The organism is Bartonella sp. AP88XZML (assembly GCF_042195565.1).
GTDB lineage: Bacteria > Pseudomonadota > Alphaproteobacteria > Rhizobiales > Rhizobiaceae > Bartonella.
Map to the genome: position 1 here is coordinate 180,708 of NZ_JBHIOQ010000040.1, position 16,462 is coordinate 197,169.

Genomic DNA, 16,462 nt, shown 5'->3' on the forward strand with positions numbered 1-16,462 from the left:
GATTACTCTTCTTTATGAAAACCACTTGACCATTCCCACAACCGAGCCAAATGGTCGTAGTCACCTTCATATCGTTTTGACATGGGGACAGCATGTGAGAGATAGCCTTGTTGTGGATTTTGATAATAAATTATGAGTGCGATAAGATTTTCCCATGCATTTTCAGCAAGATCAACAGCACTTAGATAAGTTTTTCCGTCTTTTTTCTTTAAAAGAATTGATTGGGATTTAATTTCACCTTTTTTGTTAAGGGGAATGTAAAATAAATTTGAAGGTGTAAAATCTTGAAAATCTGGGAAGCCCCCTTGTATGAGCAAAGCTGTTTCTAAAGCCAATTGCGGAAATAATAATTCACGAACTTGTTTTGATAAAGGAGGCGTTCCGGTTTTGAAATCTAGAATTTCAACCGTTTTATCTGGCAAAACATCAAGACGATCAGCACGTCCTGAAAGGGTTACCCCTGTTGTTCCTATAGGGATTTTTTGTGATACTACTTCCGAATATCGCTCTCGCAGTCCTAAACTTTGTTCCCATTGAATAAAGCGTGGAGCAAGATTTTCAAAACTATTCCACCAAATTACTTCAATATCGGGTGGAAAGTTGAATTTATCAAATTCTTTACGTCCAATAGAAAGCAGTACGTTGAGTGCATTTGCATCATTTGGATTTTTCATTTGTGTACAAAAAGCCGCAAGAATAGCGTGATAAAGTGTTCCACGTTCTGAAGCGCTAGGATCATGAATAAGTTCTTTAAGTGGTTTGAGCCTTAAGATTTTTTTGGCATAAATAGCATAGGGATCATATCGCAATGTTTCTATTTCAGTGACTGAAAAATGGCGCGGGCGTATATCAAGAGGTGGAGAAGGGCAAGGACGTTCCACCTCAGAAGTTATGCTTGTATGATCAAGTATCTTTGCCCAATGGCGTAGTATTTCACCTCGTTCACGGATTTGTTCCCAAACCTGTTTTCCTACAACTGTTTCCATGCGTTGTAGCCAGCGTGAAGGAATGGAAGGCGTATGATTAACGCGCAATGCGCGACTCATCACCACTTTATCCATTCCCATTGCCCATTGAAAATCATGCGCAGAAAGACCAATACGCTGCTCTGGTGGTTCCAGAGTTAACATCATTTTCATCGGTCGCGATAAAAAAGCATCATTTCGGGTTGATATCGGCCATGACCCTTCATTAAGACCGCCGATGACCACTGTATCAACCGTTTGCAAACGCGATTCCAAAGTACCCCAGATGAATAAACGTGGATGTCCTCCAGGCGAAGGTGCGACGGAACGAGTTGCTATTATAGCAGAAAACATAGCAGGCCATTCACAAAGATGAAATGTTAATCCTGATTGATCACTGACCAATTCACGTAAAAACTTTGATAGGGCTTGTCCTGCTTCGTGTTGATAAAGATGTGCAAGAGAATTATCCTCATTGCGACCAAAATTTTCAAAAACTTCAACAGTTGCTATCGCAGCTTCGTTGATGGTGCATTCTTTCTCTTGTTTCATAAGAGATGTTAAAGGTTCAACAGCTGTCCTCAAAAGATGACAAAGGAAACGTGCTTCTTCACATTTCTGCTGATCAAGGGTGTCGATTTCAGAACTATTATGAAAGTATGTTTCAATCCATTTTTCAAGAAATTGATCACACTCGCAAAGATTGATGCGCCCTGTATTCCCTCGAAGAACAAAAAGTTCAAAATTTTCTGCCATTTCCCGTAAACGATGACGATTTTGTTGGAGTGTTGTAAGGGGATGTTTAAGAAGAGAAAGAAAAGCAATGGGATCATCAGGTTGCAATACATTTTCTAAGATAAGTCGTAAGAGAGTTACAGGCAATGTTTGGGCAAGTGGTATTCCCCCTGAATCATTTGCTTCAATTCCAAATCGTTGTAATTCCACGGCAACACGGCGTGCTAAATTACGGTCATTTGTAATAAGAGCTGCGGTTTTTTGGGGTTCTTCAATAGCTTTGCGTAAAGCAACAGCAATAGCGAGAGCTTCTTCACGTTCATTGATAGCTTCAATAAATGACCAGTCTGCACAAAGAGCCTCATAATCGTTACGGACAATTTGTATCCATTTATCTGTCGTAGAAGCTGGTCGAAGTGCCTCTGATAAAAGAGCCATTCGTCTTTTCTTTGTGCTACTTTGTTGGCCAATTTCGCAAACATGATGACGTTGACACTCCATGAGAGAAAGAAGTTTTTTTAAATGATATTGAGGATGGCTAAAAACATTTTCTGCTGGATCAAAAAAATCGCAAGCTGTTTTTTCTTTATTGCTTGTGCTTAATGCATTCCATTGTTCTTCATCCATATAGAGATCAAGACCAGGAAGAACAACAGCCCCTTTGGGCAGAGAAGCTATAACCTTTAAAAGATGAGAAACTGCGGGCATAGAACCCGACACACCAGCTGCAATGATCGGTTTATCAGGCAGCATACGTCGTAAAGCCTCTGCATGCATTGTGAGTGCTTGATTACGCCATTCAACGGGATTGCTTCGTTGTCTTTCTTTCAAGATTTTGGGCCAATTTTGTGTAACAATAGTCAGAAAGTCAAGCGTTATTTGCCACCATTCAGCGACCATATCAGGTGCAATATCTTTAAGCTTCGACCAATCTGCTCCTTCTGTTTCAATTTCATCCATCAAATGCGCTAAATCCTGAGCAAGCCAAATCGCATCAGCACTATGAGCCGGAATAAGCACATCTTCTGTACCAAACATGGCACGCAGATGCGCAGGTAAATTTTCACGCCATGGGCGAATAAGGCGCGCTAAAAGCAGTAAGCGTTCACTTTTTCCAATGGGTGGATTCAGAGCGCTGGTATGATTTTCAACAAAAAGGAAACTGTCTTCATCGACATCTCCTAGAGCACGAATGGTTGGTAAGAAAGTTGATTGTGTATCGCTTCTTTCAACAAAAGCTAAACGTAAAGCGCGAGCAGCACGACGTGTCGGAACATAAATAAGGCTATCGGCAAGGGCAGTTTGAATGTCTCCACTTGAAGCGAAATTATCAATAAGGCTACCAGAGAGTAGTGCATCAACAAAGTGAGGCAAAAAAGCAGTTCCCAGAGAAATAGAAAAAACATGCGGTTTATGGGTCATATGATCTCATATTTGGGATAACAAATTTTAGCTTATTGATTATTTGTATTATTTTGACTGTATACAATTTTCATACAAGAAAAAACTGAAAAGCTCTATTTATACAGGAGATTTTTAGCTGACATTCAAAATACTGAAATATATGACCTTGTCTTAAGCTATTGTGAAAAAATATATCAAAATTTTAAAAGACGTTACAATTACAAATATATTATAACTTATTGAATATTAATAAATAAATTTACCGTATTCTTTATACAGTGCAATCTGAAAGTGTTCTTTACATACTCCTTTTGTTTTCAGAAAAAATAACAATATTCAGATCCTCAACTCAATATGAAAAATCATTATCAACCAAATTGTTACATAAAAAATTCTTCTTTACATTAAAAGCTTACTTGATAATCTTTAAAAGTAGAAAATTTTATCTTAGGAGCTCTTTCTGCTTCATAATTTAATGAAAAATGGTTCTCCGCTAAAAAAACTGGATCACCTTCTAAATCATACGCAATAGCAGAACGGTGATTGCTGAGAAACTTTTGCAACTCATCTTTGCTCTGCGCTGAAATCCAACGGCATAAATTAAAGCGCGCAGACTCAAAATTCACTGGCAAAGAATATTCTATTTTTAATCGTTCTTTTAAGACATCAATTTGCAAAGCACCAATAACACCAATGAGAGAAGGCGACCCATCATCAGGAATAAACAATTGTACAACCCCTTCTTCAGCCATTTGTTGCAAAGCTTCTTTGAGCTTTTTTGCTTTCATTGGATCGCCTAAACAAACACGACGCAAAATCTCTGGTGCAAAATTTGGTACTCCCTTAAAGAGGATATCTTCTCCTTCAGTCAAAGTATCGCCGATACGCAATGTTCCATGATTAGGAATCCCTACGATATCACCAGCATAGGCTTGATCAGCAATTTGGCGCGAACGCGCAAAGAAAAATTGTGGAGCCGAAAGTGTCATCGGTTTTCCTGTTCGGACCAACTTTGTTTTCATACCACGTTCAAGTGTTCCCGAACATACCCGAAAAAATGCAATACGATCACGATGATTAGGATCCATATTCGCTTGAATTTTAAAAACAAATCCCGTCATTTTAGGTTCAGTTGCTATGATATTGCGCTGATCTGCACTTTGATCACGAGGACTTTGACCAAAATCAATAAGTGCATTGATCAAATCACGAACACCAAAATTTCGTAAAGCTGAACCAAAATAAACCGGAGTCATATGACCTTCACGGAAAGCTTGAAGATCAAAATTCTTGCAAACACTTTGAGCAAGTTCTACCCCTTCAATAAAAGTGGAACGTTGATATTCAGGGAGTAAATGGAAAATCTCTCTGGGATTTGAAACTATTTGCTGTGTTATCTCATCATCTTTTTGACGAAAACGATTATGATGAAGGTCATAGGTACCAACAAAATCTTTACCCGTCCCAATGGGCCATGTTATAGGGGCGGTATCAAGAGCAAGCTTTTCTTCAATTTCATCTAAAAGCTCTATAGGATCACGTGCCTCACGATCCATTTTATTGATAAAAGTAACAATAGGAATATCCCGCATCCGACATACTTCAAACAGTTTTAGTGTTCTAGGCTCAATCCCGCGGGCCCCATCCAATACCATGATAGCACTATCAACAGCTGTAAGCGTGCGATAAGTATCGTCTGCAAAATCTTCATGGCCTGGGGTATCTAGGAGATTAAAAATATGATTTTCATATTCAAACGTCATCACCGAAGTCACAACGGAAATACCACGATCACGCTCAATATTCATCCAGTCAGAACGGGTTTGAATACGATCTTTTTTGGCTTTTACTTCTCCTGCAAGTTGAATAGCACCACCAAACAATAAAAGCTTTTCTGTTAATGTTGTTTTCCCCGCATCTGGGTGAGCAATAATTGCAAATGTACGGCGTCGCTTTACTTCCTGCACTCTTCGTTCCATTATTCCTCCATAGGTCGTGCAAGTGTTTCAGCAATCAGTGCACGCATTTCACTAATCCCATAAAGCGCTATAAATGATCCCCATCGTGGACCTCGCTCTTGTCCAAGAAGAACTTCATACAACATTTGAAAAAAAACATTGGAAACACCAGGCCCACCTTCAGGGCTTTTTTTGCTATGATCTTGATAGCGTTCCGTTAACCGTGCAACATCAAGAAGCATATTTTGTAATATGTTGCCATCAACAGTTTCAGGTAAATGAGCTAATTTTTCATCAATTTGTGCTAATGTTGCTCGTTCGCTATCATCTGGTATACGAAATTTCTTGTTTGGTTTAACAAAAACATCAAAATATTTAATGGCAAACTTCACCAATTGATCAAGTTCTGGATAAGTTTGTGCATTTGCTCCTTTAGCGTAACGAGAAATAAAACCCCAAAGAACTTCTGCATTCTCCGCATTTGAAGCACTTACTAAATTTAAAAGCATCGCAAAGGATACAGGCAAATCAACCTGCGGTGGACAACCATTATGAATATGCCATACAGGATTACTAAGCCGTTCTTGCCAACTTTGACGACCATAAGCAGAAAGATGAGCATAATATTCATCCACAGCTTTAGGAATAACATCAAAATAAAGCCTTTTTGCTGTTTTAGGTTTTGAAAACATATAAAGCCCTAAACTCTCTGTTGGGGCATAAGTAAGCCATTCATCAATGGTTAAGCCATTTCCCTTGGATTTGGAAATTTTCTGCCCTTTCTCATCTAAAAAGAGCTCATAGTTGAATCCTTCTGGGGGCTTTCCACCTAATACTTTACAAATTTTAGAAGAAAGATTTGTGGAATCGATAAGGTCTTTTCCGGCCATTTCATAATCAATGCTAAGTGCTGTCCAACGCATTGCCCAATCTACCTTCCACTGACACTTAACTTTGCCCCCTGTAACCTCTGTTTCTATGGTTTCTCCTGTTTCAGGTTCAATATAAGTGACAGTCCCTTTTTCAACATTACGCGCAATCATCGGTACCTGTAATACTTTTCCAGAAAAAGGAGAAATCGGTAGAAAGAGTGAATAGGTCGCTTGCCGTTCTTCACCTAATGTTGGTAAAATAATTGCCATAACCTTGTCATAACAAGCAAGGATTTTTAAAAGTGTTTCATCAAAACGACCGGAATTGTAATAATCCGTAGCACTTGCAAATTCATAATCAAAACCAAAACGATCAAGGAAAGCCCGTAACCGCGCATTATTTGCCGCTCCAAAAGAAGGATAATCATCTCCAAAAGGGTCGGGTACACGGCTCAACGGTTGACCAAGATAATGTTCCATCCTCTCGCGATCAGGCACATTCTCAGGAACCTTGCGCAAACCATCCATATCATCAGAAAAACAAAGTAATTTTGTTTTTACTTTATTCTCCGTGAGAATATGAAATGCATGACGCACCATGGTTGTACGTGCAACTTCCCCAAAAGTTCCAATATGCGGTAAACCAGAAGGGCCATAACCTGTTTCAAATATCAGACTGTCTGGATAACCCGTTTTTTCATACCGTTTGATAATCTTACGTGCTTCTTCAAATGGCCAAGTTCTCGATTGAGAAGCTGCATCTTTTAATTCAGGCGTAAGGTTGAGGGTATCACACTGATCACGCATCATTATTTATCCTAAAAATTACACTCTTTCAAAATAGGGTGTATGGTTCTTGAATTTATTCGTCAATAATAGCAAGCAAAAAGATGAAAATTTCTTTATACTCTAAGCCACAATACAAAAACCGCCCTCGTTATAAACATATTCTGTTCTGATAAAAATCAAAAACATTCAATATTATAAAGCAAAATTGACTTGTTTTGATTATCGAAGCCTTCATTGCTATTATTGTCATGGGTTTTGCTTATTATATTTATTAGCGCAAAAGATAAGCTTCTAGTATTGAACGAAAGAACGGTAAAAACCAACAGAAAAAATGCTTAAACTAGGCATTTCATACAAAAGCACTGCACCTACTTTACACTTGTCACCGTAACTTTCTATTTCTTTTCTTTATCACCTTGATGATGCATTGCTAATGTACGCAAACGTAGAGCATTTAATTTAATAAAACCAGTTGCATCTCTTTGATCATAAACACCTTGATCATCCTCGAAAGTTACTAACTCACTGGAATAAAGTGATTTCTTACTTTGGCGCCCTTCAATAATTACATTCCCCTTATAAAGCTTTAACGTGACTTCACCTTCAACATGTTCTTGAGATAAATCAATAGCTGCCTGCAACATCTTACGTTCCGGCGAAAACCAAAATCCATAATAAATGAGTTCTGCATAACGTGGCATCAACTCATCTTTTAAATGAGCTGCGCCACGATCTAACGTTAAAGATTCTATAGCTCTGTGAGCCGTCAAAAGAATGGTTCCACCTGGTGTTTCATAAATACCCCGCGATTTCATACCCACAAAGCGATTTTCTACCAAATCTAACCGACCAATACCATTATCGCACCCGTAACGATTTAATTCTGCAAGTAAAGTTGCAGGAGATAAATTTTTTCCATTGATTGAAACAGCATCGCCTTTTTTAAAGCCAAGAGTAATTCTGGTTGCTTGATCTGGAGCATCTTCCGGCGAAAGAGTACGCATATGGACATATTCAGGAGCAGGAAGTGCTGGATCTTCTAAAATCTTTCCTTCTGATGAAGAATGCAATAAATTTGCATCCACTGAAAAAGGCGCTTCACCTTGCTTATCTTTTTCTACAGGAATTTGATGAATACGAGCAAATTCAAAGAGATCTGTCCGACTCTTAAAATCCCAATCACGCCATGGAGCAATAATCTTTATATCAGGATTAAGCGCATAAGCGGAAAGCTCAAAGCGTACCTGATCATTGCCTTTTCCTGTTGCTCCATGAGCAATGGCATCTGCCCCTGTTTCCTCAGCAATTTCAATAAGGCGTTTTGAAATAAGTGGACGTGCAATTGATGTTCCTAAAAGATAAGTCCCCTCATAAACGGTATTGGCTCGAAACATCGGAAACACAAAATCACGCACAAATTCTTCGCGCAAATCTTCAATGTAGATCTCTTTAACACCTAGCATTTCAGCTTTACGACGAGCAAGTTCTAGCTCTTCCCCCTGCCCCAAATCTGCTGTAAAAGTTACAACTTCAACACCTAGCGCACTTTGCAACCATTTAAGAATAATTGACGTATCCAATCCACCTGAATAAGCCAAAACAACTTTTCTAATATTTTGCCACTTTTTCATTTTAACGTTCTATATGAGCTACTTTTTTATTTCTACCCAAAAATCAAAACGATGCAAGAAATATAAAAATAAATTCTTTTTAAGCAACATTAAAAAGACGCAAAAAGCGTAAATAAAGGTGCCTCAAAGTATAAATAGTGAACACTGCTTAAAAACAAAAGGAGATTTACGTGTCATTTCTACCGGAGTGGTCTATTGTTGTACAATTTGCTTTAGCATCGTTGATTTTAGCACTTATTCCAGGACCAGATATGATGCTTTCTGTAGGACGAACCATTACACAAAGCAAAAAAGCTGGAATTATGTGCGCCTTGGGTAGTGCAACAGGGTTTGCCATTCAGGTTACGGCTGTAGCACTTGGCTTATCAGCGCTTATTTTTGCTGCACCACATACTTTTGTTCTTCTGAAAATTGTTGGCGCCTTTTATCTTTTATGGTTTTCCTTTCAAGCGTTACGGAGAAACCCCAATTTTTCCTTTGAACAGACATCTTCTAAATCTCAAAGCGCTAAACGTAACTATCTTGCTGGTATTGGAATTAATCTTCTCAATCCTAAAGTTATACTCTTTAACGCGACATTCTTACCACAATTTATCAATGCGAATGATCCTATGGCAACACAAAAATTACTCTTTTTAGGACTCTCTTATATTCCTATTTCTTTCCCCATTACAATTGCAATCGTTTTTACAGCGCATAAACTTACCAAAACTCTCAAAAAGAACCCTCTTTATATTCGCTTTCTCGACTGGCTTATTGCTGGTACTTTTACCAGCTTTGCCCTCCATCTCCTTGTGGTTACAAAACATTGATTTATAAGTGTAATGTATCGCTTTTAATTTAAATAAAAAAACAAATATTATAAGATTTTTTCATTTCAAACCTGTTTATTTTGAATAAAACAATACCTTTCCTTTGTACATCACAAGAGAAGCTGGAGTTTTCGTATGGATAAAAACTATCTAAGAAAAGAATAAAAACACCTCTTATGAACCATCTCAAGTGCTAAAAGCTGTTACAACATTGGGAGCTAAAAAATAGAATGGTGGTACCAATTTACACCTTTATTAAACATAAAGGTGTAGGAGTACAATACATTTCACAGAAGCTTTTTGTTATACTCCTCACAAGCATTATCGTGATATGAAGAGTGCACTAAGAGATACTTAAAAAACATATCAATGGATAACTCAATGGTATTTATATTTTAGATCCTCTGTTTTGCTTGTGATGCGTGATCTTATTTAAGAAAATAATAAACAAAAACATGAGGCACTGCACAATCTCCACTTTTTAAAATATATTACCGTAGATGCTTTTAAAAGACATAAAACCGAATTAAAGAGTATGATAATAAGGTAAAAATTAGTTATAATCCTTAAGACCTCATATTCCCTCTAAATTAGGCTTCCTTCTTAATTTCAGAGATTATACAAACGAGACTATAGACAATATCTTACCCCATTTAGCATATAAACGCTGAAACTGTTCGTCTAGCACTTATCCATCTTAGTATCTGTCTCACATATGCCATCGCATGAGGTTTGGATATTAAATTACAAACAAAAAAGTATAGGCCTTGATATAGCTGAAAATTACGTTAACTAATGACCAATAGCATTTTCAAGTCGTAAACGTTCAGATTTACGTAAGCGCTCTGAAGCCGATTTAAGCTGTCCACATGCAGCTAAAATATCGCGTCCACGCGGTATCCGAATAGGAGAAGCATAGCCCGCTTGATTAACGACATCAGCAAAACGCTCGATTTGCTCCCAATCAGAGCACTGATAATTACTCCCTGGCCACGGATTAAAAGGGATTAAATTAATCTTAGCAGGAATCCCTTTCAATAACTGAATCAATCGCTTAGCATCATCTAAACTATCATTGATATCTTTCAGCATAACATATTCAAATGTGATTCGTTTTGCATTGGAAAGACCAGGATAATTACGGCAAGCCTCCATTAGTAAAGCAAGCGGATATTTTTTATTAATGGGAACAAGCATATCCCTTAGTGTATCGTGTACTGCGTGGAGTGAAATTGCTAACATAACACCAATTTCTTCTCCAGTTCGGATAATTCCAGGAACAACTCCACTAGTTGAAAGCGTAATTCGACGTTTTGATAAAGAAAGTCCATCGCCATCAGAGGCAATCAATAAAGCTTTTTTAACAGCTTCAAAATTATAAAGAGGTTCTCCCATTCCCATCATAACAATATTGGTAATTTTTCGTCCTTCAATGGGAACAATTGCTCCATCAGGGGTATTCTTATCAGGAAAATCACCCAAACAATCACGTGCAACCAATAATTGTGCCAAAATTTCTTCTGCGGTCAGATTACGAACAAGCATCTGCGTTCCCGTATGGCAAAAAGAGCAGGTTAACGTACACCCTACTTGCGATGAAAGACATAAAGTACCACGTCCTTCTTCAGGGATATAAACCGTTTCAATTTCAACAGGCCTTCCAGCTCCACGTGCAGGAAAACGTAAGAGCCATTTACGCGTACCATCTTTTGATATTTGTTCTCCAACAACTTCTGGGCGCGCAATGGAGAAATGACACTTAAGTGTTTCTTGCATTGCTTTAGAAATATTCAGCATATCATCAAAATTTGAAACACCACGCACATAAAGCCAATGCCAAAGCTGACGCACACGCATACGCGTTTGATGCTCTGGTACACCAACTGTCTTTAAAGCTTGCATCATTTCATCTTGCGACAAACCAATTAAAGAGAGCTTAGAACTCTCCTTCACGACCACATTATCTGTTTTTCGTGCAAAACATGAACCAACTGGTCTAAGGTCATAGGAAATGGCCATTGCTTTCCAATTCACATCACTATTTTAGAGTTATCGAAACCTTAATGGCACTTTTGAACTGCATTTAATGCAGCAGTGACCCCTTTTAAGGAATAAGTATAAGTGGTATGCGTTCCTCGTTTTGATATCGCTTGCACTGTCATATTGCTTCCAGCACGCATAGCAGAAACAAGCTGCTTTTCTAGCTCTGATGACGCCAGCCAAGCTGAGGAATCTTTCGTGAAAAAATCAAAGTCCTTACCTCCAATGGTCACTGTCACTCTCGACCCTTCTTGAAGGGTATAACCAGCCATAAACTGCGGTTCAAACGAAATAGGTGAATGAGAACGCTTGGTAACCAAGAAAAAGTTATCACCATGATTAACTGTCGTTGGAAGAGCCTTCAAAGGTACCGATAACACATAGCAAATCGTATTTTTGGGCGATTTATAAGAATAGGCTCCCCACGCTTCAAATTGATTTAAACGGCTTGGCGTTTGTGCATATGCCACTCCCGCTGTAACAAGAACCATTACAGATGCAGCAATAACAGTCTTTTCAAACATCTTCATTTAGCTCACTTCTTTAGTCTCTAACAAGATTTTCTTCATTAGAAAAATTCAACAAAAACTCCTCGATATTCATGTGTTATTGTCCTAATTCCTTCAATAAGCGAAATATTTTCACACTAATCAAAATAGATTTCTACGTTTCATTGTGACCTTTTAATCGTTACCAAAACATAAACTTGTTACTCAATAACCACATTAAAAAATAATATCTTCATTTTACGCTACTTATTTCGTTTTTGTATAAAAAACGATTTCTTTAAGCTATAGAACTTCAAAACGAGATAAAAATATACCATCACTCTGTTAAGAAATAAACCATACTCTTTATATCACAAGCAATCTGATGCAAAATTTTGAAAATACACCCCGGACTCCCCGCAAAAAAGCTTAATCGCCTTACGAATATCACTTCTTGACTTTATGCATTCAATACATTTATGTTCGCAAAATACTCCATCTTTTACTCATTATAGTGCATTCATATTTCGTATTCAATATCGTCCCGATAACACTTTTTCTCAATCTTCAAAAGACCTTGTAAAAATAATAAAATATTATCAAGATATTAATAATAAAACATAAAGAATTTAGATTCTATCTCAATAATCACATACAACTTTGTTTCTTTTGATCTTATTTCCTTATATATTTCATATCCAATTATTAATTTCTAAAATGATTTTAGTAGCTTATAATAGCTTAATCGTATTATTTTAATGTATTAGACGATATTTTTCTTTCTGTTATAAAAAACTTCTTAAGAATTCTTTGGGAAAGTCTCCTTATCTTATTTCTAAGTAATTTATAAAAAGAAATATAAAACTTTTTTCTATAGCAGTTCTAACATTACCGTTTTTTAAACAATATTTTAATCAATTAAAGACACTTAAATAAATCTTCCTATGCATAAAAACTCTTTCACCCAACCTAAAGGTATAATTTTCATTCTTACCGTACAAAATTGTTCTTTAGCATGAGCTCTATACAACAGCAGACATCTAAATCATATCTATAAAATAGTTGATCTCTCCACTTGTGAAGAAGAAAGCTGGCACCATAACACTATTTTCCAGCTCCCAATGTTCTGCTACAACTCTCGATACTTGAGACGATTCATAGGAAGCATTTTTACCCCTTTCTTGTACAGTTTTTATCCACACGCTAATTCCGTTTACAACGTGCAAGGAAATGGTTTTGATTGATTCAACATAAACAAGTTTGGAATGAGAGAATTTTACAATATTCGGATCTCTCATCCAACATGCGAAATAGTGAATTATATTTAAAATCAATATCTTGCTATACTGAAGATACAATATATCTCTTATTTCTTCTTGAGCATTAAAATATTATCCCTAAACACTCAAACTCAACTTACAAAAAAATTCAATGCACAAATAAACTTTTCTGTTGATTTCTTTCCCGCTTTCAAAGGACGAAGATTCTTAATCCAATCTGGACTGAAAAAGTTTGGATTCTTGTCGAGCGGTCTCCTCTTTTCTTCCCACTCATGTGATTCACTTAACTAAAGGCTCTACAGACAAGTCCTGCTTAAAAATATTTACCACGCACTCTAAAGCACTTAATATATTAAGAAGACTTACAGAATTTATCTCACCATATCTCAAATGATAGTGTTTTTACAGTATAACAGGATAAAAGAATCCACGAACATAATAATTAGATGCTTTAATATACGAGAACAAGAAAGGACAAGCCCTTCGTTTTTGTTGCTTGCTCTTTAAAAAGAAGGTCACTTAGAAGTGATTTTCTTAAATCTCATGACATAACCTTTTGTTATTAGTCTTAAGATGCAAATTATATTATTTCCTACGCTCTGTAGTGCATACCTCGCAATTTATACGCTCATAATAACTTTTAAGCTGCATTTGATTCTGAAGTCTGAATCAATAAAGAATAAAGCGCATTGGCATTATGCGTACTGCGCAACTTTTGTACAACATCAGTGTGACGCAAAACACGTGCGATCTGTGATAAAGCTTTTAAGTGATCTGCACCAGCATTTTCAGGTGCTAAAAGGAGAAAAACGAGATCTATAGGTTCGTCGTCAAGAGCTTCAAAATCAACAGGACTTTCAAGACGTGCAAATATACCAATGATCCGATTAATATCAGGTAATTTTCCATGAGGAATCGCAATACCTCCACCCAAACCCGTTGAACCAAGCTTCTCGCGTTGTAAAACAACATCAAAAATCACATGCTCACTAAGACCTGTTAGCTTGGAAGCTTTTTCGGCTAAAATTTGCAGAACCTGTTTTTTCGAATTAGCATTAAGAGCCGGAATGATCGCTTCCGGTGCTATTAACTCACTCAAATTCATACTTTAATTTTCCTCTTACACGCTAAAATGCTCATCAATAAACCTATAAACGCTATAGATACTTAATGTTCTTTCACTTTTCGCAACATCGCATGTGTTTTTACTTTTCAATTTATAATGGGTGATGGCTCAATACATCTCATATCACTTCTAAAACAATAATAAATAGTATTCAGATCATCATTAACGGCATGAGAAACCAAACAAATGAAGTTGTTCATAAAGTTAATTTCCTTACGACTCTAGAAAAGGCCATTATTCATAAATTTATTAAACTTGTCATAAGAGTTGATGTATAATCCGCCATCAGAGTTTTTCTTTCTTTAAAAATGAGCCCTTAAATTAAGATGAAAAGCATACTGAGCAAAATGGACCTTTACTTTGAAAATTACTGTATAGCTTGAACATCGACTTATAACAAGAATATAAAGATTTTTAGAAATTTAATGATTATTTTAAAAGATTTATAGATTTAGCCTGATATCTGTAGCCAAGCTCCTATTTTCAAATAGGCCATATAAACCAATAAAATACGACAACTCCTATTGAATAACCGCAATATATAAACCGGTGCTCCCATCAAAATACCTAAAACAGCATCATCGATATATTATTTGATTCGACAGAGAAAAATATGATAAATATCTCTTACCTTTCAATAACACACGCATTTATTGAGCGCTTCGTTTATCACTCATTATCACGTTAATCTAGTGATATCTTTTTTATAATACAATTATGAGTAAGCTAAACTTATAAAACAACAAACTAACCTCTAATGATGAAGCCTTTTTCACCACTCAATAACAACATTAAGGTTATAGTCATAAAAGAAGTTTTGGCATAAATAAGGAGATTTTCAGTAATAATGTTTGGTTAAACTTAAACGGAAACTCGTGAAAGCTGTAAAATCAAAGAGAAAACTGATTTCCCAAATAAATTCTGCGTACATCAACGTTGTTGATAATATCGTTAGGACAACCGTGAACTAACACCCGTCCTGTATGAATAATATAAGCGCGATCGACAAGCCCTAATGTCTCACGCACATTATGATCCGTTATTAAAACACCAATGCCACGCCTCGTTAAATGACGAATAAGTTGTTGAATATCGAAAATAGCGATAGGATCAATTCCTGCAAATGGTTCATCAAGTAACATAAAATGGGGACGAGAAGCTAAAGCGCGCGCAATTTCAAGTCGCCGACGTTCACCTCCAGATAACGAAAGTGCAGACATTTTACGTAAATGATCAATTTTAAATTCATGTAAAAGGCTATCTAACTCTTCACGTTGTTTAAGGCGATCTTTTTCAACGACCTCTAAAACAGCTTTAATGTTATTTTCTACTGAAAGACCACGAAAAATAGACGCTTCCTGTGGAAGATATCCAATACCTAAACGCGCACGTCGATACATCGGAAGATGCGTAATATCAAATCCATCAATTTTAATGGATCCTCCATCAGATTTTATAAGCCCTGTCACCATATAAAAACAAGTTGTTTTACCTGCCCCATTGGGCCCTAAAATGCCAACGGCTTCTCCCGTACGAATACCAAAAGAAACACCATTAACAGTTCGTCTTCCTCGATAAACTTTAATCAAATTACTGGCAATCAAGGTCCCTTTTAAGGGATTTTTTGAAGCTTCACTTTCAAGATTATACCTATCGGTCTGTTTTTTTCTTTTGATTCCAAACATGAAATCTTAATGGCCATTCTTTTGATTTTGTTTTAAAATAATAGAAACACGACCTTTTTTCTTAGGCGTCTCACAACCTTCTAAAAAAGCCTTTCCGCTTTCCATATTTGCCGTTAGTTTGCACCCCGTTGCCACATTGTCACCATCAGTTAACACAACATGATTCCCTGTCAAACTCATCATTTTTAACTTTCCATCAAAAACGCCTTTATCACCCGTAGCAACTTGCGTAGCAATTTTTATATAAACTTTTCCTAAAGCTTCCATTTTTTGTATACTCGACGAACCAAATAAAGAAACAGATGATGCCTTTGTATCTTCCTTGTTTTTATCAATTTCTTTATATGCTTTATCGTAGTAAACAACTAATTCTGCCGTTCTTAAAAGACGTTCACCTTGCACCACTGAAACATCACCCTTAAAAAGCGCTATCCCTTCTTTATCACGTATTTCCAAAGAATCTGCATGAAGTTCTACTGGTTCTTTGTCGCTTGATAGACTTATTCCAAAATGAGCCACTTCAGCATATCCTAAAACTGCTCCTTCTCCTAACATTCCCATGCTAAAAGCCAATATCATACCTATCCATCTTTTGTACGATTTCATTATTTCAATTCTTCTGTTTGTATATACACATACTTCTCTTTATAAATATCCTTTAAAGATTTGTATTGATA

10 protein-coding genes are annotated in these 16,462 nt (G+C 36.6%); 1 reads left to right on the forward strand and 9 read right to left on the reverse strand.

All coding sequences use genetic code 11. The features are described from left to right. Positions 1-2: 2 nt before the first annotated feature. The 4 genes from addB to ACFIK2_RS04905 all read right to left on the reverse strand — a co-directional run bounded on the left by addB (position 3) and on the right by ACFIK2_RS04905 (position 8,354). Positions 3-3,122 carry a double-strand break repair protein AddB gene (addB, locus tag ACFIK2_RS04890; protein ID WP_375676940.1) on the reverse strand — a complete coding sequence of 1,040 codons (3,120 nt, stop codon included), beginning with the start codon at positions 3,120-3,122 and terminating at the stop codon, positions 3-5. Between the two features lie 386 nt (positions 3,123-3,508). After that, positions 3,509-5,083 (reverse strand): peptide chain release factor 3, encoded by a 1,575-nt coding sequence (locus ACFIK2_RS04895; protein WP_375654788.1) that lies wholly within the window; start codon positions 5,081-5,083, stop codon positions 3,509-3,511. After that, positions 5,083-6,744 carry a lysine--tRNA ligase gene (locus tag ACFIK2_RS04900; protein WP_375654790.1) on the reverse strand — a complete coding sequence of 554 codons (1,662 nt, stop codon included), beginning with the start codon at positions 6,742-6,744 and terminating at the stop codon, positions 5,083-5,085. The genes ACFIK2_RS04895 and ACFIK2_RS04900 overlap by 1 nt, the downstream gene beginning before the upstream one ends. A 374-nt stretch (positions 6,745-7,118) precedes the next feature. Then, the gene (locus ACFIK2_RS04905) at positions 7,119-8,354 is read right to left on the reverse strand and encodes an argininosuccinate synthase (protein WP_375617466.1); all 1,236 of its coding nucleotides are present in this window, start codon (positions 8,352-8,354) and stop codon (positions 7,119-7,121) included. Positions 8,355-8,524: 170 nt separating this feature from the next. Between ACFIK2_RS04905 and ACFIK2_RS04910 the strand changes: the two genes are divergently transcribed. After that, positions 8,525-9,166, forward strand: coding sequence for a LysE family translocator (locus ACFIK2_RS04910; RefSeq protein WP_375617465.1), 642 nt, complete (start codon positions 8,525-8,527; stop codon positions 9,164-9,166). A gap of 792 nt (positions 9,167-9,958) precedes the next feature. Here the strand turns inward: ACFIK2_RS04910 and rlmN are convergent. From rlmN to ACFIK2_RS04935, 5 genes are all read right to left on the reverse strand, one after another. After that, entirely contained in the window at positions 9,959-11,185 is a 1,227-nt protein-coding gene (rlmN, locus tag ACFIK2_RS04915; RefSeq protein WP_375676941.1) for a 23S rRNA (adenine(2503)-C(2))-methyltransferase RlmN, read from the reverse strand. A gap of 41 nt (positions 11,186-11,226) precedes the next feature. After that, positions 11,227-11,730, reverse strand: coding sequence for an invasion associated locus B family protein (locus ACFIK2_RS04920; protein WP_375633737.1), 504 nt, complete (start codon positions 11,728-11,730; stop codon positions 11,227-11,229). Between the two features lie 1,884 nt (positions 11,731-13,614). Beyond that, positions 13,615-14,079, reverse strand: a complete 465-nt coding sequence (gene ptsN, locus ACFIK2_RS04925; RefSeq protein WP_375636394.1) for a PTS IIA-like nitrogen regulatory protein PtsN — start codon at positions 14,077-14,079, stop codon at positions 13,615-13,617. A gap of 911 nt (positions 14,080-14,990) precedes the next feature. Next, complete coding sequence (gene lptB, locus ACFIK2_RS04930; protein WP_012754448.1) at positions 14,991-15,785, reverse strand: LPS export ABC transporter ATP-binding protein; 795 nt, start codon at positions 15,783-15,785, stop codon at positions 14,991-14,993. 6 nt (positions 15,786-15,791) lie between these two features. Continuing rightward, on the reverse strand, positions 15,792-16,391 hold the full coding sequence (locus ACFIK2_RS04935) for an LptA/OstA family protein (RefSeq protein ID WP_375639478.1): 600 nt from the start codon (positions 16,389-16,391) through the stop codon (positions 15,792-15,794). Between the last annotated feature and the right edge of the window lie 71 nt (positions 16,392-16,462).

Coding starts and splice junctions, on each gene's coding strand:
- addB (WP_375676940.1), bottom strand. CDS start 3,122: ATGACCCATAAACCGCATGTTTTTTCTATTTCTCTGGGAACTGCTTTT.
- ACFIK2_RS04895 (WP_375654788.1), bottom strand. CDS start 5,083: ATGGAACGAAGAGTGCAGGAAGTAAAGCGACGCCGTACATTTGCAATT.
- ACFIK2_RS04900 (WP_375654790.1), bottom strand. CDS start 6,744: ATGATGCGTGATCAGTGTGATACCCTCAACCTTACGCCTGAATTAAAA.
- ACFIK2_RS04905 (WP_375617466.1), bottom strand. CDS start 8,354: ATGAAAAAGTGGCAAAATATTAGAAAAGTTGTTTTGGCTTATTCAGGT.
- rlmN (WP_375676941.1), bottom strand. CDS start 11,185: ATGGCCATTTCCTATGACCTTAGACCAGTTGGTTCATGTTTTGCACGA.
- ACFIK2_RS04920 (WP_375633737.1), bottom strand. CDS start 11,730: ATGTTTGAAAAGACTGTTATTGCTGCATCTGTAATGGTTCTTGTTACA.
- ptsN (WP_375636394.1), bottom strand. CDS start 14,079: ATGAATTTGAGTGAGTTAATAGCACCGGAAGCGATCATTCCGGCTCTT.
- lptB (WP_012754448.1), bottom strand. CDS start 15,785: ATGTTTGGAATCAAAAGAAAAAAACAGACCGATAGGTATAATCTTGAA.
- ACFIK2_RS04935 (WP_375639478.1), bottom strand. CDS start 16,391: ATGAAATCGTACAAAAGATGGATAGGTATGATATTGGCTTTTAGCATG.